Origin of the sequence: Microbacterium sp. RG1, from assembly GCF_005347485.1 — a bacterium.
GTDB classification, from domain to species: Bacteria; Actinomycetota; Actinomycetes; order Actinomycetales; family Microbacteriaceae; genus Microbacterium; species Microbacterium binotii_A.
Genome location: NZ_CP034121.1, coordinates 1,775,149 through 1,796,691 on the forward strand (window position 1 = coordinate 1,775,149; position 21,543 = coordinate 1,796,691).

The 21,543-nt window shown below is 70.5% G+C and carries 24 protein-coding genes; 10 read left to right on the top strand and 14 right to left on the bottom strand.

From position 1 onward, the window contains the following. Positions 1–3: 3 nt before the first annotated feature. The 5 genes from EHF32_RS08555 to EHF32_RS08575 form a co-directional block, all read right to left on the bottom strand. Complete coding sequence (locus tag EHF32_RS08555) at positions 4–594, bottom strand: GNAT family N-acetyltransferase (RefSeq protein ID WP_137417781.1); 591 nt, start codon at positions 592–594, stop codon at positions 4–6. A 148-nt stretch (positions 595–742) separates the two neighbouring features. Continuing rightward, positions 743–1,774 carry an ABC transporter ATP-binding protein gene (locus EHF32_RS08560; RefSeq protein WP_192900628.1) on the bottom strand — a complete coding sequence of 344 codons (1,032 nt, stop codon included), beginning with the start codon at positions 1,772–1,774 and terminating at the stop codon, positions 743–745. Next, positions 1,771–2,574 carry an ABC transporter permease gene (locus tag EHF32_RS08565; RefSeq protein ID WP_137417783.1) on the bottom strand — a complete coding sequence of 268 codons (804 nt, stop codon included), beginning with the start codon at positions 2,572–2,574 and terminating at the stop codon, positions 1,771–1,773. Before EHF32_RS08565 ends, EHF32_RS08560 begins: the two co-directional genes overlap by 4 nt. Continuing rightward, complete coding sequence (gene modA, locus EHF32_RS08570) at positions 2,571–3,362, bottom strand: molybdate ABC transporter substrate-binding protein (RefSeq protein ID WP_137417784.1); 792 nt, start codon at positions 3,360–3,362, stop codon at positions 2,571–2,573. Before modA ends, EHF32_RS08565 begins: the two co-directional genes overlap by 4 nt. Position 3,363: 1 nt before the next feature. Then, complete coding sequence (locus tag EHF32_RS08575) at positions 3,364–3,756, bottom strand: TOBE domain-containing protein (protein WP_137417785.1); 393 nt, start codon at positions 3,754–3,756, stop codon at positions 3,364–3,366. 125 nt (positions 3,757–3,881) lie between these two features. Between EHF32_RS08575 and EHF32_RS16045 the strand changes: the two genes are divergently transcribed. The 7 genes from EHF32_RS16045 to EHF32_RS08610 all read left to right on the top strand — a co-directional run bounded on the left by EHF32_RS16045 (position 3,882) and on the right by EHF32_RS08610 (position 8,606). Beyond that, on the top strand, positions 3,882–4,637 hold the full coding sequence (locus EHF32_RS16045; protein ID WP_238343667.1) for a hypothetical protein: 756 nt from the start codon (positions 3,882–3,884) through the stop codon (positions 4,635–4,637). A gap of 71 nt (positions 4,638–4,708) precedes the next feature. After that, on the top strand, positions 4,709–5,800 hold the full coding sequence (locus EHF32_RS08585) for a ThiF family adenylyltransferase (protein ID WP_137417786.1): 1,092 nt from the start codon (positions 4,709–4,711) through the stop codon (positions 5,798–5,800). Beyond that, positions 5,797–7,032, top strand: coding sequence for a molybdopterin molybdotransferase MoeA (locus EHF32_RS08590; RefSeq protein WP_137417787.1), 1,236 nt, complete (start codon positions 5,797–5,799; stop codon positions 7,030–7,032). Before EHF32_RS08585 ends, EHF32_RS08590 begins: the two co-directional genes overlap by 4 nt. Beyond that, complete coding sequence (moaC, locus tag EHF32_RS08595; protein ID WP_137417788.1) at positions 7,029–7,505, top strand: cyclic pyranopterin monophosphate synthase MoaC; 477 nt, start codon at positions 7,029–7,031, stop codon at positions 7,503–7,505. Before EHF32_RS08590 ends, moaC begins: the two co-directional genes overlap by 4 nt. Continuing rightward, positions 7,502–8,116, top strand: a complete 615-nt coding sequence (gene mobA, locus EHF32_RS08600; RefSeq protein WP_137417789.1) for a molybdenum cofactor guanylyltransferase — start codon at positions 7,502–7,504, stop codon at positions 8,114–8,116. Before moaC ends, mobA begins: the two co-directional genes overlap by 4 nt. Further along, the gene (locus EHF32_RS08605) at positions 8,113–8,373 is read left to right on the top strand and encodes a DUF6457 domain-containing protein (protein ID WP_137417790.1); all 261 of its coding nucleotides are present in this window, start codon (positions 8,113–8,115) and stop codon (positions 8,371–8,373) included. The genes mobA and EHF32_RS08605 overlap by 4 nt, the downstream gene beginning before the upstream one ends. Next, positions 8,373–8,606, top strand: a complete 234-nt coding sequence (locus EHF32_RS08610) for a MoaD/ThiS family protein (protein WP_137417791.1) — start codon at positions 8,373–8,375, stop codon at positions 8,604–8,606. Before EHF32_RS08605 ends, EHF32_RS08610 begins: the two co-directional genes overlap by 1 nt. Positions 8,607–8,608: 2 nt before the next feature. Here the strand turns inward: EHF32_RS08610 and EHF32_RS08615 are convergent, their stop codons facing one another. From EHF32_RS08615 to EHF32_RS08635, 5 genes are all read right to left on the bottom strand, one after another. Next, positions 8,609–9,037, bottom strand: a complete 429-nt coding sequence (locus EHF32_RS08615) for a molybdenum cofactor biosynthesis protein MoaE (protein WP_137419184.1) — start codon at positions 9,035–9,037, stop codon at positions 8,609–8,611. Continuing rightward, positions 9,034–9,507 carry a MogA/MoaB family molybdenum cofactor biosynthesis protein gene (locus tag EHF32_RS08620; protein WP_137417792.1) on the bottom strand — a complete coding sequence of 158 codons (474 nt, stop codon included), beginning with the start codon at positions 9,505–9,507 and terminating at the stop codon, positions 9,034–9,036. Before EHF32_RS08620 ends, EHF32_RS08615 begins: the two co-directional genes overlap by 4 nt. 22 nt (positions 9,508–9,529) lie before the next feature. Further along, positions 9,530–11,062: an SDR family oxidoreductase gene (locus EHF32_RS08625; protein ID WP_137417793.1), complete on the bottom strand. Its 1,533-nt coding sequence runs from the start codon at positions 11,060–11,062 to the stop codon at positions 9,530–9,532. A gap of 68 nt (positions 11,063–11,130) precedes the next feature. Continuing rightward, entirely contained in the window at positions 11,131–11,754 is a 624-nt protein-coding gene (locus EHF32_RS08630; protein WP_137417794.1) for a phosphatase PAP2 family protein, read from the bottom strand. Between the two features lie 54 nt (positions 11,755–11,808). Next, the gene (locus tag EHF32_RS08635; RefSeq protein WP_192900629.1) at positions 11,809–13,158 is read right to left on the bottom strand and encodes a multidrug effflux MFS transporter; all 1,350 of its coding nucleotides are present in this window, start codon (positions 13,156–13,158) and stop codon (positions 11,809–11,811) included. Between the two features lie 213 nt (positions 13,159–13,371). On the opposite strand from EHF32_RS08635, the gene EHF32_RS08640 reads away from it, so the two are divergent. Genes EHF32_RS08640 through EHF32_RS08650 form a run of 3 tightly spaced genes read left to right on the top strand, consistent with a single transcriptional unit; the run spans position 13,372 to position 15,182 of the window. After that, complete coding sequence (locus tag EHF32_RS08640; RefSeq protein ID WP_137417795.1) at positions 13,372–14,076, top strand: DUF3105 domain-containing protein; 705 nt, start codon at positions 13,372–13,374, stop codon at positions 14,074–14,076. 4 nt (positions 14,077–14,080) lie between these two features. After that, complete coding sequence (locus EHF32_RS08645; protein WP_137417796.1) at positions 14,081–14,734, top strand: DUF305 domain-containing protein; 654 nt, start codon at positions 14,081–14,083, stop codon at positions 14,732–14,734. A 25-nt stretch (positions 14,735–14,759) separates the two neighbouring features. Further along, positions 14,760–15,182: a hypothetical protein gene (locus EHF32_RS08650; RefSeq protein WP_137417797.1), complete on the top strand. Its 423-nt coding sequence runs from the start codon at positions 14,760–14,762 to the stop codon at positions 15,180–15,182. On the opposite strand, the gene EHF32_RS08655 is transcribed toward EHF32_RS08650, so the two are convergent. The 4 genes from EHF32_RS08655 to EHF32_RS08670 form a co-directional block, all read right to left on the bottom strand. Next, positions 15,137–17,602, bottom strand: coding sequence for an HAD-IC family P-type ATPase (locus tag EHF32_RS08655; protein WP_137417798.1), 2,466 nt, complete (start codon positions 17,600–17,602; stop codon positions 15,137–15,139). The two genes, EHF32_RS08650 and EHF32_RS08655, sit on opposite strands and share 46 nt — an antisense overlap. An 87-nt stretch (positions 17,603–17,689) precedes the next feature. After that, entirely contained in the window at positions 17,690–18,664 is a 975-nt protein-coding gene (locus tag EHF32_RS08660) for a carbohydrate ABC transporter permease (RefSeq protein ID WP_137417799.1), read from the bottom strand. Beyond that, positions 18,661–19,995 carry a carbohydrate ABC transporter permease gene (locus EHF32_RS08665; RefSeq protein WP_137417800.1) on the bottom strand — a complete coding sequence of 445 codons (1,335 nt, stop codon included), beginning with the start codon at positions 19,993–19,995 and terminating at the stop codon, positions 18,661–18,663. The genes EHF32_RS08660 and EHF32_RS08665 overlap by 4 nt, the downstream gene beginning before the upstream one ends. A 99-nt stretch (positions 19,996–20,094) precedes the next feature. After that, positions 20,095–21,426, bottom strand: coding sequence for an ABC transporter substrate-binding protein (locus EHF32_RS08670; RefSeq protein ID WP_137417801.1), 1,332 nt, complete (start codon positions 21,424–21,426; stop codon positions 20,095–20,097). Positions 21,427–21,543 lie beyond the last annotated feature (117 nt).

Genomic DNA, 21,543 nt, shown 5'->3' on the forward strand with positions numbered 1-21,543 from the left:
GGTCTAGATCTCGAGTGTGAACAGCTGAGCGCCTTCGGGTGAGGATGCGCGCGCGAATCCCAGGCGGTCGTAGAAGGCCAGTGCTCCCGCGTTGCGGGCGTCCGCGCCGAGGTGCAGGCCGCGCACGCCGCGCTCGCGCAGGGCTTCGACGAGCGCGTCGATCAGACGCCGCCCCGTGCCCTGCCCCTGCAGCACGGGCAGCAGGTCGATGTGCAGGTGCGCGGGGTGGGTGGTTCGCAGCGCGCTGCTCTCGGTGCGCGCATCCGCCTCGGCGACGATCGCCCACTGCCGGGCGTTCGCGTCGGTGTGCGCATAGCGCGCGCGATGGTCCGGCCACCAGTGCTCGGCGAACCAGGCGTCGAAGGCGATCGTGTCGTCGGTCGCGACGATGTATCCCGCCGGCCGCCCCTCGGCATCCTCGGCGACGAAGGCGAGGTCGGGATGCCGATCGAGGTAGGGCGACAGGTACAGGTCGGCCCAGAGCCCGTCGTCGGTCAGGATGCCCGCAGCGTCGGAACCGGCCGCCGCCGTCGCGAGACAGACCGCCGCCAGCGCGTCTTCGTCACCCGGGTGGAACGGACGGATGACTCCCATGCGCCGAGCGTACCCGCCCCTCCTGTGCACCCGCGGGCAGTCGTCTCCCCTGTCCCCGAGCGCGCATCCAATTGTCGAGCGAGCACTCAATGCGGTGCTCGCTCGATGAACGAGTGCTCGCTCGGCGGGCGGGGATGGCGGAGCCGGATCAGGCGGGCAGCAGTCGGACGCACGCGGCGTCCACGGACAGCGTGACCTCCGCCCCCGCGCCCAGGCCGCGCGCCGCGAGCTCGTCGAGCGACACGTCAACCGCGATCCCACCGGTGGCCGTATGCACGCGCGCGCCCGCGATCGTGGGCTCCACGCGCACGACGCGGGTCGACCACGACCCGTACGCCCCGTCGCCCACGATCCTCACATCCCCGGGGCGGAACACGGCCGCTCCCTCCGGCGCCCCGCGGAGGTCTCCGCGTCCCTCGATCAGCGCACCGTCGACCCGCACTCCGCCGGCTGCCGCGGCGCCCACGACGCGGTTGAGTCCGGCCAGCGATGCGACGAACGCCGTCGCCGGGGCGCCGAGCACGTCGCGCACCGCGCCTTCCTGTGTGAGCCGGCCCGCCTCCACCACCGCGACGCGATCGGCGAAGGCGACCGCATCCACCGCGTCGTGCGTCACCAGTACGCACGTCCTGCCGACGAGGTGCTCGGCCAGGAGGGCCCGGATCCCGTCCGCCGTCACGGGATCGAGCGAGGTCAGCGGCTCGTCGAGGAGCACGAGCCGAGGGGATGCGGCGAGAGCGCGCGCGATCGCGACGCGCTGCTGCTGACCCCCGGACAGGTCGGCGGGTCGCCGCTTCCCCGCATCCGCGAGCCCTACCCGCGCCAACCACTCCTCCGCCATCCCCCGCGCCATGCGCGCCGGCGTCCCGGCGGCGCGGGGCCCGAATGCCACATTCTCGCGCGCACTCAGGTGCGGGAACAGGTGGGGGTCCTGCCCCAGCAGCACGGTGCCGCGGCGCGCCGGTGCGAGCTGGAACCGCGGTGTCGAGACCTCCTCCTCGTCGAGGACGATCCGCCCATCGGTCAGGGGCACGAGACCGGCGAGCGCGTCCAGGAACGTGGACTTGCCGGCACCGCTCGGGCCCATGATCGCCGTCGTCTCGCCGGACGCCACCGACAGGGGCACGTCCAGGTCGAATCCCGGCCGCGAGACATGGATGCGGGCGTGCACCGCGGTCATCGCACCGCCCCCGGCCGCCACGCCCGCACGAGCAGGAGCACCAGCACCGCGGTCGCCAGCAACAGCAGCGACAGCGCGGCGGCGGCGCCCTGTGACACGCCGGCCCCGTTGAACGCCGTGTAGATCGCAAGCGGCATGGTCTGGGTCACGCCGGGCGCGTTGCCGGCGAACAGCGCCGTCGCCCCGAACTCGCCGATCGCCCGCGCGAAGCAGAGCACGACGCCGGCGACGAGCCCGGGACCCGCCAGGGGAAGGGTGACGCGGCGCAGCACCGTCCACCTGCCGGCGCCGAGGGATGCGGCGGCTCGCTCGTAGCCCGTTCCGATCGCGCGCAGGGATCCTTCCACCGCCAGCACGAGGAACGGGAGCGCGACGAAGACCTGCGCCAGGACGACGGCCGTCGTCGTGAACGGCACGCGCACCCCGATCGCACCGAGGGCGTCGCCGAGCACCCCGTTGCGACCGAACAGGTACAGCAGGGCGACACCGCCGACCATCGGCGGGAGCACGAGGGGCACGGTCACGAGCGCGCGCAGCACGGCCGCGGTGCGAGGAGCCGCCCGCGCGATGAGCAGCGCGAGCGGCACACCGACGGCGACGCAGACGGCCGTGGCGGCGGCCCCCGTGCCCAGCGAAAGGGTGAGCGCGCTCAGCGCGGCCGGCGAGGTGATGTCCGAGAGGAAGGTGGACCAGTCGACACGGGCGATCAGCGCAAGCAGAGGCAGCAGCAGGAACGCGAGCCCGACCGCCGCGGGGATCGCGAGCGAGCGCGGCAGGTGACCGCCGGGCGCACCGCTCACGGTGCGCCGAAGCCGTGCGCGGCCAGGATCTGCTGCCCCCGCTCGCCGCGCACGTACGCGACGAAGGCCGCGGCGGCCTCCGCATCCGGTGCGTCCTTCAGCGCGACGATCGGGTACCGGTTGACCACGGCGTCCGCGCCTTCGGGCGTGAGGGAGTCCACGTCGTCGCGGTGCTGGACGTCGGTCGCGTAGACGAGGCCGGCGTCGGCCTCACCGGCGGCGACCTTCGTCAGCACCGCGGTCACGTTCTGCTCCTGACTGACGGGGGTGACGGTCACGCCGGCGGCGCTCAGCAGCTTCTGGGATGCGGCGCCGCACGGCACCTCCGACGCACACAGGACGACGGTCGCCCCGGGCTTCGCCAGGTCGGCGAGCGATTCGATGCCGGCGGGGTTCCCCCGGGGCACCGCGATGACGAGCGTGTTGGTGGCGAACACCTGCGGCCCTTGGGCGAGGCCCGCATCCACGATCTTGTCCATGTTGTTCTCGTCCGCCGAAGCGAACACGTCGACGGGGGCGCCGCCGATGATCTGGGTTGCGAGGGTCGACGAGCCGTCGTACGAGATCGGCGCGATCTGCACGCCGGGGTGCTCCGCCTCGAAGCCCTGGGCGATCTCATCGAACGCGGCGCTCAGGGATGCGGCGGCCGAGATCGTGAGCGTTCCGGTCAGCTCCGTGGCGCCGGAAGCACTCGGGGCGGACGTCGGCTCGCCGGCGCCGGCACAGCCGGCCAGCAGCAGGGAGCCGGCGACGACCAGGCCGATCAGGGAGAGGCGACGAGCGGGCATGTCAGTCCTTCGGGGTCTCGACGATGACGGTGGTGGCCTTCACGACCGCGACGGCGAGGGCTCCGGGCTCGAGAGCGAGGTCGCGGGCCGATTCCGCCGTCATGAGCGAGACGACCCGGTGCGGCCCGGCTTGGATGTCGACCTGAGCCATCACCCCATCGATCTGGACCCGGGTCACGAGGCCCACGAAGCGGTTGCGGGCGCTGGAGAGCACATCGCTCGGATCATCGGATGCGGCGGCGAGCTCGCTCGCCCGCGCGGCGAGCGCGTCGCCGGGGATCTCGACAGGGGTGGCATCGGTCGTCGGCAGGATGCCCTGGTCGATCCACCGCCGGACGGTGTCGTCGCTGACGCCGAGCAACCGAGCGGCGTGAGACACCTTGAAAGAGCGCATGCAGATGACAATAACCGTATTCGCGGTCATTCACGGCGGAATATTCCGCATTCGCGACTTCACGACTCCCGCTTCGCCGCTGGCATGATCGAGGCATGGCCGAGTCGTCTGTTACACGCACCATTGTGAGTTCGTTCACCATCGACGACGCAGCGAGCTTCGCCTCCGTTGAGGTCCGACGCATCGCCATGGCACCGAACGTCCATCCGGGCGCCCACTGGCACAACGGCCCGGTGTTCGGCGTCGTCGAATCCGGCTCCGTGTTCTTCCAGGTGAAGGACCAGCCTCTGCGGGTGCTGCACGCCGGGGACACCTTCTTCGAGCCCGGCGACACGACGATCACGCGCTTCGATGCCACCGACGAGGGTGTCACGTTCCTCGCTTGGTTCCCCGTACCCGCGGGGATCGAGCCGGAGCTCACCATGGGGGCGAAGCCTGAGCGTGTGTCCGACGGCCTAGAGAGCCTGCCCTCCCCGTGGGGTGTCTTCACCCGCGATTCCGTGACGTCGATCGACGGCGAGGTCAGACTCTTCGAACGGTTCTCGGTCGCCGGTGAACCACACCTCACGCTCGAGACCGGCGACACGACGGTCGCCGCGGGGCTTCTCCCCCGCCTCGAGGCGTTCCTGTCGCGGCGCGCGCTCTGGGAACGGGAAGCCACCGACGCGGTGGTCGTCGAGTTCAGCACGGAAGACCCGACACAGGACGAGCTCGACGAGGCCGCCGCCGACCTCAGAGCCGCGCAGATCGTGGTCTTCCCCGATGCCGCGGTCACGGTGCACTTCAACGACACGTGCGGGCAGCACTTCCTGGAGGGCTACTGGCCCGCGGTGCACTTCAGTTCCCTTGACGCCGTCACGGAGGTGTCCGTCGAGTCCTGACGGCGCGGCACCGCACATGTCCCCGGAGTCCACCCGATCCCCTGCCCGCCGGCCGCGGCTACCCTGGGGTCATGTCCCTGCCCGCGCTCGTCGAGCCGGTTGCCGCGCTGTCGGAGTCCGAGCGCGCACGCACCGCACGCCACGCCGTCCTCGCCGGATTCGGTGAGCTCGGTCAACGCCGTCTCGCGGCCGGCCGCGTCGCCGTCATCGGCGTCGGCGGACTCGGCTCTCCCGTCGTTCTCGCACTGGCCGCCGCCGGTGTGGGCGAGCTCATCGTCATCGACGACGACGAGGTCGAGCTGACGAATCTGCAGCGTCAGGTGCTCCACCGCGTCGGGGACGTGGGGGCCCCGAAGATCGACAGCGCCCGCCGTGCCGCCGAAGACCTGGGGTCGGCCACCGCGGTCACCGGCATCCGTGCACGCATCGACGAGACGAACGCGGATCAGCTGCTCGCCGACGCCCACCTGGTCATCGACGGCAGCGACACCTTCGCCACCCGCGCGGCGGTCGCCGCGGCGTGCGAGCGCCGCGGCATCCCTCTCGTGTGGGGAACCGTGCAGGAGTTCGCGGGCCAGGTGACCGTGTTCTGGTCGGCGCCGCCGAAGGGCGTCGCTCCCGTGGTGCTCGCGGATCTGTACCCGCCGGAGACGGTGGGTGAGGTGCCTTCGTGCTCCCAGGTCGGCGTCCTCGGCGCGCTGTGCGTGCAGGTCGGCGGAGCGCTCGCGATCGAGGCCGTGAAGCTCATCACGGGGATCGGCGAGCCGCTGCTGGGGCGCATCCTGCTCGTCGACGCCCTCACCGCCCGCGTCCGCGAGGTCCCGCTGCGCCCGAGCGGCCAGAGCCCGGCGCCGGCGCCCGTTCCGCTCCCCGACATCGCCGAGATCGACACCGCCGAGTTCGAGGTGCGCCGCGCCGCCGGCGTCGCCGTGCTGGACGTGCGCGAGCCCGAGGAGACGGATCTGGGCACGGTTCCCGGCGCGCAGCTCGTGCCGCTGGCCCTCGTCCTCGAGAATCCCGCCGCGCTCGGCGCCGGCCCGTACGCGGTGGTCTGCAAGGCCGGGATGCGGGCGCACCGCGCCGCCCGCGCCCTCGCCGCCGCGGGCGCCGACGTCGTGGTGCTCGCCGGCGGCATGGATGCGTGGAGCGGAGGCCGCGCATGAGCATCCGCACCGTCGAGGAACAGCTCGCCGTCGTGCTCGCCGAGGCGGCGCCCCTGCCCTCCGAGCGGGTCGCCCTGTCGGCGGCGGCCGGTCGCACGACCGCCGCGCCGGTGCATGCCGGCGTCGACATCCCCGTCTTCGAGAACTCCGCGATGGACGGTTTCGCGGTGCGCTTCGCCGACGTCCGCGACGCCACGGATGCCGAGCCGAGCCGACTGCGCGTCATCGCCGATCTGCCCGCAGGCACCGCCCTCGACCCCGACCTGCGTCCCGGGGAGGCCGCGCGCATCATGACGGGCTCCCCCGTGCCCACCAGCGCCGACACCATCGTGCCGTTCGAGCACACCGCGGGCGGACTCGACGATTCACTGGGCGAGATCGCCGTTCTCATCGCGCCGCCCGCGTCCGGCGCACACGTCCGTCGACGCGCCGCCGACCTCTCCGCCGGCGATGTGGTGATCGGAGCCGGCGTCCGGCTCGGCCCGCTCCAGATCGCGGCGGTCGCGGCGGCGGGTGTCGGCGAGGTCGAGGTCACGCGGGTCCCGCGCGTCGCCGTCGTCTCCACCGGCGACGAACTCGTCGCTCCGGGGCTTCCGCTTCGGCGCGGACAGATCCCCGAGTCGAACAGCATACTGTTGGCGGGTCTCGCAGCGGCCGCCGGCGCCGAGGTCGTGCTGCGCGCGAGCGTCGACGACACGGACACGTCGCTTCTCGAGGTCCTTCACGATGCAGGCGTCGTCGGCGCGGACGTCGTGATCACCTCCGGTGGCGTCAGCGCAGGGGCGTACGAGGTCGTCAAGAACGCGCTCAGCGGCGACATCGCCTTCCCCAAGGTCGCCATGCAGCCCGGCAAGCCGCAGGGCTTCGGGCGCCTCGCCGCGGGTCCCCTCCTGTTCGCCCTGCCCGGCAACCCGGTCTCGTCCGCCGTCTCCTTCGAGGTGTTCGTGCGGCCGGCGCTGCTGCACATGCTCGGTCGCGCCGCGCTGCACCGCGACATCATCCGCCTTCCCGCGGCCACCGGCTGGCGCACGCCGCCCGGCCGCCGCCAGTACCTGCCCGCGGCGATCGACCGTTCCGATGCCGCCGCCTGGCGCGTGGCACCTGCGACGGCGGGCGGCTCGGGCTCCCACCTCGCCGGCGGCCTCGCGCGCGCCGAGGCCTACGCGGTCGTCCCCGCGGACGTCGAGGAGGTCCGCGAGGGCGATCTCGTCGATGTCATGCTGATCTCATGAGCTTCACCCACCTGGATGCGGCGGGCCACGCCCGCATGGTCGACGTCACCGCGAAGCAGCCGACCGTCCGTTCGGCGACGGCACGGGGCCTCGTGCGCGCGTCCGCCGACATCGTCGCGGCGTTGCGCGACGGCTCCGTTCCCAAGGGGGACGTGCTCGCCGTCGCTCGGATCGCCGGCATCCAGGCGGCGAAGCGCACCCCCGATCTGCTCCCGCTGGCGCACGTGATCGGGGTGCACGGGGCGGTCGTGGACCTCCTCGTCGTGGACGACGGGGTCGAGATCGAGGCGACGGTGCGCACGGCCGACCGCACCGGCGTGGAGATGGAAGCGCTCACGGCGGTGAGCGTGGCCGCGCTGACCGTCATCGACATGGTCAAGGCGATCGACAAGTCGCCGTCGATCGAGCACGTGCGGATCGTGCGCAAGGAGGGCGGCAAGTCCGGGACCTGGCACCGTCCGGGCGAGGCATGAGCGACCTGCAGGCGATCATCCTGACCGGCGGCCGCGCGGCACGCCTCGACGGCATCCCCAAGGCGCTCGTGCGCCTGGAGGGCGCCACCCTGCTCGAGCGCGCGGTCGACGCCGCCCGAGCGGCGGGCGCCGTCGACGTCATCGTCGCCGGCCCCGAGGTGGATCCCGCCCCCGATCACGTGCGATGGGTGCGGGAGGACCCGGCGTTCACCGGCCCCGCGGCGGCGCTGCGTGCCGCGATGTCGATGGCTGCGGCCGACGCGGCGTGGACCCTCGTGCTCGCGGTCGATCTCGTGCGTCCCGCAGAAGCCGTCACCCGTCTGATGACGGACAAGGAGCTGCTGCCCGGCGACACCGACGGCATCTGCCTCGGCGACGCCTCGTCCCGTCCGCAGTGGCTGACGGGGCTCTACCGCACCGCCGCCCTGGCGCGCGGAGCCGCATCCCTCGACGACGAAGGCAGGGATCAGGCGGTGCGCCAGATCATGGCCGAGCTCGCGATCGCGGTCGTTCGCGCACCGGACGAGGTCGTGGCCGATATCGACACGTGGCAGGATCTGCAGGATGCGGGCGCCGTCGCGCCCCGTGCCGAGAAGGAGGACGACAGATGAGCGAGCACCTTCCGCCGGAAGCTCTCGACGAGTGGGCGGCGCAGATCGCCGAACGTCTGGGCCTCGCGCCCGAGGACCTGCCGATCTCGGCCGTACTGGATCTGGCGGGCGTCGTGGCGCGCGGTGTCGCACGCCCCGCGGCACCGGTGAGCACCTTCGCCGCAGGGCTGGCGGCCGGACGAGCCGGCGGCTCGAGCGACGACGTGCGGCGGGCCATCGCCGAGATCACCGATCTCGTCACCGAACGCGAGGCGTGATGGCGCACGTCCGCTACTTCGCCGCCGCCGAGGAGCTCGCCGGGCGGGCCGAGGAGCATCGCACGGAGACGACGGTCGGAGAGCTCCGACGCGCCCTGGCCGAGGAACGCCCGGGGCTCGGCGGCATCCTGCCGCGGTGCGCCGTGCTGGTCGCGGGAGCGCGGCGCGACGACGATGCGCCGCTGGACGCCGACACCCTGGTCGACGTGCTGCCGCCCTTCGCGGGCGGCTGAGCTCAGCCGCCCAGGCCCTTCCACGCGGTCGTGCCGTCCGACTCGACCTGGCGCTTCCAGACCGGCAGTTCGCGCTTGATCTGCTCGATCACCTCGCGGCACACGGTGAAGGCCGCATCGCGGTGACCGGATGCGACGGCGATGACCACCGCCGCGTCGCCGACCTCCAGCCGACCGATGCGGTGACTGACCGCCACGAGCGCGCCGGTGTCGCCGATGGCCTGCTCGGCGATCCGGTGCAGGAACCGCTCCGCATCCGGGTGGGCCGAGTACTCGAGCGCCACGACCGCCGTCCGCGCATCCGGGTCGTTGTCGCGGACACGGCCCACGAACGTGGTGAGCGCGCCGGATGCGGCGTCGTCCACGGCGGCAAGGTGCGCGTCGAGATCGAGGGGCTCGGCACTCACGCGGGCGATGACGACGGGCATCAGTGGTCTCCTCCGGCGAGTTGGTCGATGACGTGGTCGGCGACGGAGAGGATCAGCGGCATCCCCTCGGCGACCGCGGCCGGCTTCCCCGGCAGGTTGACGATGAAGGCGCCCCGCGCGGTTCCCGCCAGACCGCGGGTGAGCAGCGCCGCGGGCTTGCTCTGACCACCGCGACGTCGCAGCTCCTCCGCGATGCCGGGCAGCTCCCGCTCGATCACGCGTGCGCTCCCCTCGGGCGTCTGGTCCCGGGGCGAGACGCCCGTGCCTCCAGAGGTGACGATCAGCCGGGCGCCGTCGGCGAGCGCAGCGTGCAGGGCGCTCTCGACGCTGTCGGCGCCGTCCGCGACGACGCGTGCCGGTGGGCACTCCCACCCGGCGGTTCGCAGGTGTTCGACCGCGACGGGTCCGGATGCGTCCTCGCGCTCGCCCGCGGCGGACCGATCGGACACGGTGATGACAGCCGCCAGACGCATACCGGTCAGCCTACGACGCGCGTCAGAGCTCGCGTGCTTCGGCCGCCGCGATGATGTGCTCGGCCATGCCGCGGAAGACGAAGCCGTGGAACGGCAGGACCGCGAACCAGTACAGCCGGCCGCTGAGTCCGCGCGGGAAGAACACGGCCCGCTGATCGTAGCGCGAACCGTTCGGCTCGGGTGTCACGGACAACTCGAGCCAGGCGAGGCCCGGTACCTTCATCTCGGCGCGCAGTCGCAGCATCCGTCCGGGCTCCACCGCCTCGACGCGCCAGAAGTCGATCGCGTCCCCGACGGCGACGCGGGTGCGGCTGCGTCGGCCGCGGCGCAGACCCACCCCGCCCACCGCGCGGTCCATCCACCCGCGCACGGCCCAGAGGATCGGCGTGGAGTACCAGCCGTTCTCCCCTCCGATGCCCGCCACGACGCTCCAGAGATCCTCCGGGGACGCGGTCGTCACGGCGCTGCGCGCATCGGTGTAGACCGTCCGCCCCGCCCACTCGGGGTCGCTCGGCAGCGGGTCGCTGGGGACCCCGGAAACCTCGGCGTCCTGCCAACTCGTCTCGATGTCGTCGGCGTCCACGCGCCCCAGCGCGAGCTGCACGGCGCGCCGGTACGAGGTCAGACCGCCCTCCGGCGGCGGGATGACCTCGTCGATCGAGCGGTCTTTGATGACGCACTCGTTCTGCAGCGAGGCGATGAGCGGTCGCGCGATGGAACGAGGCACCGGGGTGACGACGTTGACCCAGTGCGAGGCGAGTCCCGGCGTCAGCACCGGCAAGGGGGCGATGGGGCGTTGCGGGAGGCCCGCCTCCACGGCGTAGCCGTTCATCATCTGGCCGTAGCGGGGCGCGTCCGGCCCGCCGATGTCGAATGCCCGGTCGACCTCGGGGGCGAGACGCGCCGCCCCGAGCAGGTAGTACAGCACGTCGCGGACCGCGATCGGCTGCACACGGTTGCGCACCCACTTCGGCGCCGGCATGTACGGCAGCACCTCGGTGAGGTGGCGGATCATCTCGAAGGATGCGGAACCCGAGCCGATGACGATGCCTGCCTGGAGCACAGCGGTCGGGACCGGACTGTCGAGGAACACCTCGCCGACCTCCACCCGGCTCGCGAGGTGCGGCGACAGCGGCACGCCCTCGGGATGCAGGGCCCCCAGGTAGACGAGGCGTGAGACGGATGCGGCGGCCGCCGCATCCGCGACCGTGCGCGCGGCGACGAGGTCGGTGTCTTCGAACCCCTTGCCCTGCCCCATCGAGTGCACGAGGTAGTACACGACGTCGGCGCCGTCACACGCCTCGGCCATGGCTTCGGCGTCGGTGACGGAGCCCTCGACGATGTCCACGTCACTCCCCCACGGCAGGGCCCGCACGCGCTCGGCGTCACGGGAGAGCACACGCACCCGATACCCCGCGGCCAGCAGGCGCGGGGTGAGTCGCCCGCCGATGTATCCGGTGGCGCCCAGCACCAGCACGAGCGGCGTCGTGCCGTCCTCGCGGTTCTGGGCGCGCAGGGCGGGCTCATGCCCGGTGGGCGAGGAGAGCGTGGTCATGCTGCGAGGGTAAGCCCGTCGCCCGCGGCGGGGGGGCGGCTCTTGACAGGTCGAGCGTCGACGCCGCCTCAGCGGCGCTCGGGTTCGAGGCGGCGTCCGAGGAGGGCGACGCACACCAGCGCGACGCCCACGCCGACGGCGATGCCGCCGACGGCGTCCGTGAGCCAGTGCGCGTGCAGGTAGGTACGACTGAACGCCATCAGCAGTACCCAGGCGGCGGCGACGATGACGGTCCACACCCGCGGCAGCAGCACGACGAGCATGGTCGCCACCGTGGCGGCGTTCGCGACGTGGCCCGAGGGATACGAACCGAAGTCGCTCAGCACCGACATGTCGGCCGGGCGACCACGCGCGAACACGTTCTTCAGGATCTGCACGACCAGAGCGCTCGCGGCGATCGCGATCACGAGCGTCGCGGCCGACCAGGGTCGTCGAGCCAGCATCAGGATCGCCACGCCGACGACGGGCACGACGAGAGAGCCCACGAGCGTTCCGCCGGCGACATTGAGGAACAGCGAGAGCTGCGCCAGGAACGGCGCGGCGGTCGCGGCGAGCAGGTCGTTCCAGGCGGTGTCGATGGCGAACGGCGCATCGCCGCTCAGCACGATCCACACCCCGATCGCCACCCCGAGAGCGACGAGTCCTCCCCCGACCCACAGGATGCCGCGGGGAGAGGCGCTGGGCTGGTTCATCGCGTCAGTCTGGCACGCGCATCCGGGATCCGCGGGGTGGATCGCGATGGTGTATCAGGGCGCGAGCTGGGCGACCGTGCGCGGACGCACGATGAACCAGAGCGACAGCGCGGCGATCACCCCGCACCCGACCATCACCGACGCCATGGTCGTGGGCGAGATGGGCGCCCCGTGCGAGAGCCCGCCCACGAGCGGGGAGATGATGCCCGCGACGCCGAAGTTCGTGGCTCCGATGATGGACTGCGCGGTTCCCGCAGCGTTGCCGTGCCGGTCGAGCGCCAGCACCTGCACGCACGGGAAGGTGAATCCGCACGTGGTCATGAACAGGAACAGCGGCACGACGGTGCCCCACACGCCCAGGTGCAACTGATCGCCGACGATGATGGCGGCACCGGTCAGCACCAGAGCCGATGTCGAGAACGCCAGAACCCACTGCGGTCCGAAGCGGGCGGCGAGCCGGGATGCGGTCTGCACACCGATCACGAGGCCGACCGAGTTGGCGGCGAACAGGAGGCCGTACTGCTGCGCGTCGAAGCCGTAACTCTGCTGGAAGAGGAACGAGGACGCCGACAGGTAGGAGAACAGCCCGCTGAAGGTCATACCGCCGATGATCAGCACGCCCACGAAGACGCGGTCGCTGAAGACGCTCCGGTAGCGCTGCCAGATCGTCGTCGAGCCCCGCTCCTGACGGCGAGCGCGCGGGAGGGTCTCGGGGATGAAGATGAGCGCGGACACCAGCATGACGACGCCGTAGACGGCGAGGACGACGAAGATCCCGCGCCACGGCATGACCTGCAGCAGCCAGGAGCCGACGAGCGGTGCCAGCACCGGCGCCACGCCGGAGACGAGGGCGAGCCGCGAGAGCATGACCACGAGTCGACGTCCGCCGAACAGGTCGCGCACGATCGCCGCCGCGACGACACCGCCGGCCGCGGCGCCCGCGCCCATGAGCACGCGGGTCACACCCAGGCTCACGAGATCCGGCGCGAAGGCGGCGGCCGCACTCGCCACGATGTGAAGGCCCGTCACGATCAGCAGTGGGACGCGGCGCCCCAGCTTGTCGCTCAGAGGCCCGACGACGAGCTGGCCCAGGGCGAACCCGATGGTCGTCCCCGTCAGGGTCAACTGGATCATCGCCGCGGTCGTGTCGAAGTCCGCCTCGAGGATGGGGAACGCCGGCAGGTACAGGTCGATCGTGAACGGTCCGAGCGCGGTCAGCGCGCCCAGGAGCACGATGTACAACACGCGACGCCACGTCGGCATGGCATCGCCGGGGTGCAGCACGATGGGGGCGGTCGCCGGGTTCGAGCCGAGCGTGCGGATGGCGCCCGTCGCCGGGCGCGGCACGCGCACCGACCCGGTGGCGGTGATCTCGTTGCGGTCGGGAGCGGGGGCGTCAGACAAAGGGGTACCAGTTCGCAAGAGAGGGTGGCGCCGAGCGGCGGGCGGCACTCGAAACGATTCGAGCGGCAGATCGATTCTATCCGAGCTCCCCCGACACCGGCCCGGATGACTTCCCAGCCCATACCGGATGCGTTCGCATAGAATCCCCCCGGGCCGGCAGCACGGCCCGTGTCCCGCCCTTCCGTGCCCCACTCACCCGAGGACGTACATCACATGACCCCGACGCCCGACAAGCGCCAGAGCGGCAATCCCGCGACGCAGGCGAAGATCACCAGCTCCCAGAAGCAGGAGCGCGAGCAGCGCCGCCAGGAGAAGCTGGCCGAGTACCAGCGCCAGCTCGCCAAGCGCCGGCGCAGCAAGCTCGTGTGGTGGGTCGTCGGCTCCGGAGCAGCGGTCGTCGTCGTCGCGCTCGTCGTGGCGTCGATCATCTTCACGCCGAAGCCGGTCACGTATCAGGCGCAGAACTCCACGGGCGCGGTCATCGAGGGCGTCGAGACGTTCTCCAACACGACGAATCACGTCGAGGGCCCGGTCGAGTACCCGCAGACCCCGCCGGCGGGCGGCGAGCACAACCCGTTCTGGCTCAACTGCGGCATCTACACCGAGCCCGTCCCGAACGAGAACGCCGTGCACTCGATGGAGCACGGCGCGATCTGGGTCACGTACGACCCGGCCAGGGTGGGCGACGACGAGCTCGCGACCCTCAAGAGCTACTTCCCGCAGACCTACACCCTGCTTTCGCCGTACGAGGGTCTCGACTCCCCCATCGTGCTGAGCGCGTGGAACGCGCAGCTCAAGCTGGACGCCGCGGATGACGCCCGCATCCCCGAGTTCTTCACCGAGTACTGGCGCAGCCAGAACGCCCCCGAGCCCCTCGCCGCGTGCAGCGGCGGCGTCGACGCACCCGGCCGTCAGTGATCCGATGACGGGAGTCTCTGGGCGCCGGCCAGGCCGGTGGATCGCCGCCGGCCTGGCTGCGCTGGCGGTGGTCGCCGTCGGCTTCGCGATCGGGCGCTTCTCGCTCTTCGACAACGGCCCGGCCGTCCCCAACGCCGCCGACATCGGGTTCGCGCGCGACATGCAGGTGCACCATGACCAGGCCGTCGAGATGGCGATGATCGCGTACCGGGGAACCGGGGACGACACGGTCAAAGCGCTCTCCTACGACATCGCCACCGGCCAGGCCGCGCAGAACGGGATGATGTTCGAGTGGCTGACGCAGTGGGGCGTGCCGCAGCAGGGCACGCTCATGAGCTGGATGGACGAGGCCGACGGTCACGGCGCGCACGGCACGGCGGCGGGCGCCGACCCGGCCGACGTACGCGCCTCGATGGGGATGGCCACCGACGCGGAGCTGGCCGCACTCCGCAACGCGACCGGCACGGCGCTGGACTGCCAGTTCCTGACGCTCATGATCCGTCACCACGAGGGCGCCATCCCGATGGCAGATGCCGTTCTCGAGCGCGGCAGCATCCCCCGCGTGCTCCAGGTCGCGGAGACGATGAAGACGAACCAGACGGCGGAGATCGACGCGATGCGCTCCTCGCAGGCGCGGCTGGGCTGCTCGGCCGGCTGAGCGGGGCGGCCGCTATGGTGGTCGCGTGAACCAGCATCATGTCGGCCGCCCCGTCGCGGTGACCCTCGCGGTCGTGCTGGTCTCCCTCACCGGGGCCTACAACGTCGTGCTCGGCATCCTCGTGCTGCTGAGCCGCTACGACGTCGCCGATGACGACGTGCTGGCCGTCTCTCTCATCGGTGCGGGCATCATCCTGTTCGGACTCCTGACGCTCGCGGTCGCCTCGGGAATCGCGCGGGGCAGCCGACTCTCCCGACTACTCGTGACGGTCTACATCGGCATCCAGCTCACGCTGCACGTGATCACCATCGTCACCAGCGACACCTGGGACGGCCTGCTCTTCGTGCAGATCGCCCTGCAGATCGCGCTCCTGGTCGTCCTGTGGACGCCGCTCGGCTCGCGCTACTTCCGCTCGCGGGACACTGCGCCGGATCCCTTCGCCCCCTGAGAGCGGGCGAGCGAAGCGCGCACGTACCGTACGTGGAACACCCGCACGATCTCGATCGCGCCGATGGCGCCGATCACGAAGAGCGTCAGGGCGTACGCGCCCTCGCGGCCGGGATCGACGAGCTGGAAGAACTCGATCGACAACGGCACCGTGAACAGCGTGATCAGCGCGAGGAACATGACACCGATCACGATCACTTTGAAGCGGTTGAGCGGACGCGACAGGATGGACAGGATCCAGATGCCGACGACGGCGAGGATGATGGTCGAGCCCGTGCGCAACTGGTCCTCCCCGACACCGATCGAACGGGCGACGAGCGTGTATCCGGTGAGTGTGAGTGCCACGATCAGCCCCGAGGGCAGGGCGAAGGCGAGTGAGCGCGGCAGGAAGCCCGGGATGTAGCGCCGGGCGTTCGGCATGAGCGCGAGGAAGAACGCGGGGATGCCGATGGTCAGCCCGTCGGTGATGGACAGCTGGCGCGGCAGGAACGGGAACGACAGGACGAGCGTGCCGAACAGGATGGCCAACGCCGTCGCGTAGGCGGTTTTGGTGAGGAACAGCATCGAGACGCGCTCGATGTTCGCGATGACCTGACGCCCCTCGGCGACGACGTCCGGCAGGTGCGAGAACCTGCCGTCCAGCAGCACGAGGCGCGCGACGGCCTTGGTCGCTGCGGCGCCGGAGTTCATCGCGATCCCCATGTCGGCGCTCTTGATGGCGAGCGCGTCGTTGACGCCGTCTCCCGTCATCGCGACGGTGTGTCCGCGGCTCTGCAGGGCGAGCACCATCGCCTTCTTCTGCTCGGGGGTGACCCGCCCGAACACGGTGTGCGTCTCGAGGACCTCGGCCAGCGCCTCCTGATCCTCGGGAAGCGTGCGCGCGTCGTATCCCTCGGCGACATCGAGCCCCACGTCGCGGGCGATGGCGGCGACCGTGCGCGGGTTGTCACCCGAGATGATGCGCACCCCGACGCCCTGCGCGTGGAAGTACGAAAGGGTCTGTGCCGCATCCGCACGCACGCGCTCACGGAACGTGACGACCGCGACGGGGCGGAGCGGATCAGGGAGCCGTTCCTCCGCCACGTCTCGGTCGTCGAGTTCGACCGGCGCCTGCGCCAGTACGAGCGTGCGCAGTCCCCGTGAGGCGAGTCCGGTCACGAGTGCGCCGAGGACGGATGCGGCATCGGTCGCCTCCTCGGGGAACACCATCTCGGGAGCGCCGAGCACCCAGGTCTCCCCCGCCAGCGAGACCGCGCTCCACTTGCGGGCGGATGAGAACCCGATCCGCGCGGTCGGCGAAGTGCCCGGCGCGTTCGGATACGGCTCGCGCAGACACCGCGCCGTCGCGTTGGCATCGGGGGCCGCGCCGTACCACGCGAGCGCGCCTTCCCAGCCCTCCGCCGCATCCGGCAGCGGATGAGCGCCGTCGAAGGTGATCTCACCCTCGGTCAGCGTGCCGGTCTTGTCGAGGCAGATGACGTCGACCCTCGCGAGTCCCTCGACGGCCGGCAGCTCGTTGACGAGCACCTGTTTGGCGGCGAGTTTCGCCGCGCCGACGGCGAAGGCGATGGAGGTCATGAGCACGAGGCCCAACGGGATCATCGCCGTGAGCGAGGCGATCGTGTTGACGACCGCCTGCTCCCAGCGCCCCTCGGAGAAGATCACCGTCCAGCCGCCCGCGACCATGACCTGCGCGTTGAGCACGAGCAGACCGATGGGTCCGATTCCCCAGCTCACCCACCTCAGTACGCGGTCGATGCTGGTGCGCAGCTCGCTGCGCACCATCGAGAAGCGCTTGGCCTCGGACTGGAAACGATTCGCGTAGGAGTCCGCACCGACCTTGTCGACCCGCGCGTCGCCCTCCCCGCCCACGACGATCGAGCCCGAGAGGACCTCATCACCGGGGCGTTTGTCGACCGCATCCGATTCGCCGGTCAGCATCGACTCGTCGACCTGCAACGCGACGGAGCGCTCGAGCACGGCGTCCGCAGCGATCTGATCGCCCGCTCGCAGCACGAGCACGTCGCCGAGCACGACCTCCGCCGGCGCGATCTCCACCTCGCGACCGTCGCGTCGCACCCGGGCGCGCGGCGCGTTCAGCAGGGCGAGACGGTCGAGGGCGAGTTTGGCGCGGAACTCCTGCACCGTGCCGATGATCGCGTTGGCGAAAGCCGCCAGGCCGAACAGGGCGTCCTGCCATCGGCCCACCAGCAGCAGGACGAGGAAGCACGCCCCGACGATGCCGTTGAACAGGGTGAACACGTTGGCGCGCACGATGTTCCAGACGCTGCGCGACGTGTCGGCGTCGACCGAGTTGCCGAGGCCCGCGGCGAGACGCCGGGCAGCCTCCTCCGCGTCGAGGCCGGTGTCCGGATCGGCGATCGAGAGTGCCTGCTCGGATGGACCCGCCCCCTGGTGCATGCGCTCACCCTATCCGCCTGCCGCCTGAACGCATCAGGGGACCGCATCCTCTCGGATGCGGTCCCCTGATCTGCGTCGCGCGGGGCGTCAGCCCTTCGTCGCGCCGGCCAGGAGGCCGCGCACGAAGAACCGCTGCAGGGCGAAGAACACGATCAGCGGAACGATGATCGAGATGAACGTACCCGCCGACTGGAGATACCAGCGGTCGCCCCACGATCCGGACAGCGAGTTCAACGTCTGCGTCAACGGCAGCGATGAGCTCGGCGCGAAGATCGTGGCCACCAGCAGGTCGTTCCACACCCACAGGAACTGGAAGATCGCGAACGACGCGATCGCCGGCATCGCCAGGGGCAGGATCATCCGGAAGAAGATCTGCCCGTGACCGGCGCCGTCGACGCGTGCCGCCTCGATGACCTCGCTCGGGATCTCCGAGATGAAGTTGTGCAGGAGGAAGATCGCCAGCGGCATGGCGAAGATCGCGTGGGCGATCCACACCGTCGCGAAGCTGTGCTCCACGCCGCGCAGCTCGAAGCCGGGGAAGACGGCGACACCGTTGATCTCGAGACCGCGCGAGAACAGGCTGAGCAGCGGCACGAGGGCCATCTGGATCGGCACGATCTGGAGCGCGAACACGAAGATGAACAGGCCGTTCTTGCCCTTGAAGTCGATCCAGGCGAACGCGTACGCCGCCAGCGATGCCAACGCGATCGGGATGGCGGTCGCGGGGATGGCGATGGCGAGCGAGTTGAGGAACGACTCCCCCAGCGTCAACGCCGTACCACCGGAGGTGAGCGCGTCGAAGTAGTTGTCGAGCGTGAACGCAGGGTCGACGAAGACCGTCCACCATCCGCTCGTCTGGGAGTCGGCACCCGGGCGGAACGAGGTGACGAAGAGGCTGAAGGTCGGGATGGTCCAGAAGATCGCGATGATGATCGCGATCAGCGTGGCCGTCTTCGACGTCATCCGCTTCTGCGCCGTCTTCTCGTTACGACGTGTGTCGCGCGCGACCTTGCGCGCAGCCTTGGCGTCGAACGCCGGCGTGGTCGGGGCGGCGGCGCTCATCGGATCTCCTTCTGCTTGCGCATCTGACGCGCGTTGTAGATGATCAGCGGCAGCACGAACAGGAAGAGCACGACGGCCAGTGCCGAGGAGTGCCCGTAGCTCTGGAACCGCTGCTGCTGGTTGACCATCTCGAAGCCCAGCACCGAGGTGTTCGACCGACCACCGGTCATGACGGCGACGATGTCGTAGACCTTCAGCGAGGCGATCGTGATCGTCGTGAGCACGACGATCAGCGAGGAGCGGATGCCCGGAACGGTCACGTTCGTGAATCGCTGCCAGGCCGAGGCGCCGTCGAGCTGCGCGGCTTCCAGCTGCTCCGTCGGGATCGCCTTGATGGCGGCCGAGAGGATGACCATCGCGAAGCCGGTCTGCGTCCACACGAACACGGCCAGCAGCGCGAAGGTGTTGACGAGCGGCTGCGCGTCCAGCCAGCCGACGGGCTGTCCGCCGAACATGGTCACGATCGCGTTGAGCAGACCGATCTGCTCGCCCTGGCGGTAGTCGTAGACGAACTTCCAGATGATGCCGGCGCCGACGAACGAGATCGCGACCGGCATGAACACGAGCACCTTCAGGATCTTCTCGCCTCGCGCGCGGTCGATGAACGCCGCGTAGGCGAGCCCGATGATGGTCGACAGCGTCGGGGCGAACAGTGCCCAGATGACCGTGTTGATGACCGACCAGAAGCCCTCGGGGTTCGTGAAGGTCCAGATGTAGTTCTCGAGGCCGACGAAGTTGTCACCCGTCTTGTCGAAGAACGACTGGAAGAAGGTCGAGATCGCCGGATAGATGAGTCCCAGCAGGAGCAGCAGCATCGCCGGTGCCAGGAACACGACGAGCTGGAACACGTATCCCGCGCCTTCGCGGGATCGATAGTCGGCGAAGAAGAGCAGGGCGCCCACGCCCAGGGCGATGGCGAGCACATAGACGAGTGCGTTCTGGTACGGGCGAAGCAGCATGAAGGCGATCAGCGGAATCGCGAAGCACGCGACGACGCGGAGCCACATGTAGCCGCGACCGCGTCGGGGCGCGAACTCGATGAGCAGCAGCACGAGTCCGACCACGGCGCCGAACACGATCAGCACGATGGGGATCTGCACGATGGGGTTCAGCCCACCGAGCCAGATGAAGAAGCTGTTGAGCGAGAAACCGAGCGAAGTCGGCGGCGCGTCGTCAACCTGCGGGCTCAGCCACAGCAGAAGCGCGGCGATGACGACGAGAGCCGCGGCGGCGATGGCGATGATCGTCGCGATCTTGCGCGCGCGGGGCGATTTCGGGGGCTGGAGCTCGTCATGGAAGACGAGCGGCTCCGTCGTTTTCGTCTGGGACATCTGGGTCCTTGTCCTCCTGGCGGCTGCCCGCGGGCGGGGCCGCGGGGCCGCCCGGCACAAGAGCCGGACGACCCCGCGGTCGCGAGCGAGCCGACGGGATTAGTTGTCGTATCCCGCCTGGATGTCGCTGAGCACCTGGTCGACCGGACGGCCGTCGATCCAGTTGACCATGCCCTTCCAGAACGAGCCCTGACCCACGGTGGCCGGCATCAGGTCGGAGGCGTCGAAGCGGACAACCGTGGACGGGTCCTGCAGCGTCTTCATGGCGTCCGTCAGGAACTCGCTCGAGGCGAGCGACGGGTCGGCGCCCTTGTTGGCGGAGATGACGCCGCCGAGCTTGACGCGGGCGTCGGCGAACTCGGGAGTCGACATGTACTCCACGACCTTCTGGACGGCCTCGTCGTCGCTGAACGCGGTCACGAACTCGCCACCGGCCTCGACGTACTGCTCACCGTCGGCGGTGATGCCGGGCAGCAGGAACGCGTAGACGTCACCGTCGGGGGCGACGGTCGGCGTGGCACCGGAGGCGGTCTTGGCCTCGAGGAAGTTCGCCGAAAGGAACGACGCCTGGTGCGTCAGAGCGCAACGACCGTCGGCGACCGCGGCCGCGACGTCACCGAAAGCGGTGGAGTTGATGCTCTTGACGTCGCCGTAGCCCGCGTTCACGTAGTCGGGGTTCAGCAGGATCTTGCCGACGGCATCGAATGCGTCCTTGATCTGCGGGTCGGTGAACTTGACCTCGTTCGCGACCCACTGGTCGTACACGTCGGCACCGGACTGGCGCAGCACGAGGTCCTCGATCCAGTCGGTACCGGGCCAGCCGGATGCGGCGTCGGATGCGAAGCCCGCGCACCACGGGGCGGCGCCGGTCTTGTCGCGGATGGTCTGGGTGAGCGTCAGCAGGTCGTCCCACGTCTTGGGAGCCTCGACCCCCCACTCCTTGAAGCTGGCGGGCGAGTACCAGACGTAGCCCTTCACGTTGCCGAGCATCGGCGCCGCGTAGAACGTGCCGTCGAGGCTGCCGTAGTTCTTCCAGTCTGCGGACCAGTACTCGTCGACGTTCTTGGAGACGGCGTCGGAGCCCTCCTTCACCTCACCGGTCTCGATGAGGGACTTGAGCAGACCCGGCTGCGGGACGATCGCGATGTCGGGGGCCGAGCCACCCGTCACCTTCGTCACGATGTTGCCCTCGAAGCTCTTGTCACCCGTGTAGACGACCTTGATGCCCGTGTCGGCGGTGAACTGCTCGAAGGACTTGTTGAGCGCATCCGCCTCTCCACCGGTGATACCGCCGGCGATCTGGACCGTCGCGCCCTCGACCGAGCCGCCACCCTGGGACGAACTGGTCTCGGCACAGCCTGCGAGCGCAAGGCCGGCGACTCCCAACAGAGCCATCGGGACAAGCACCCGACGTCGCTGTGACCTGGTCATGTGATTCCTCCTCTTTGAGCACGCAGGAGCATCTTGCCCCGCGTATCGGCTTCACTCAGGAACCGATTCCACGCCACCGTAATCCAATCCCGCATCCGACACAACAGCGAACGATCA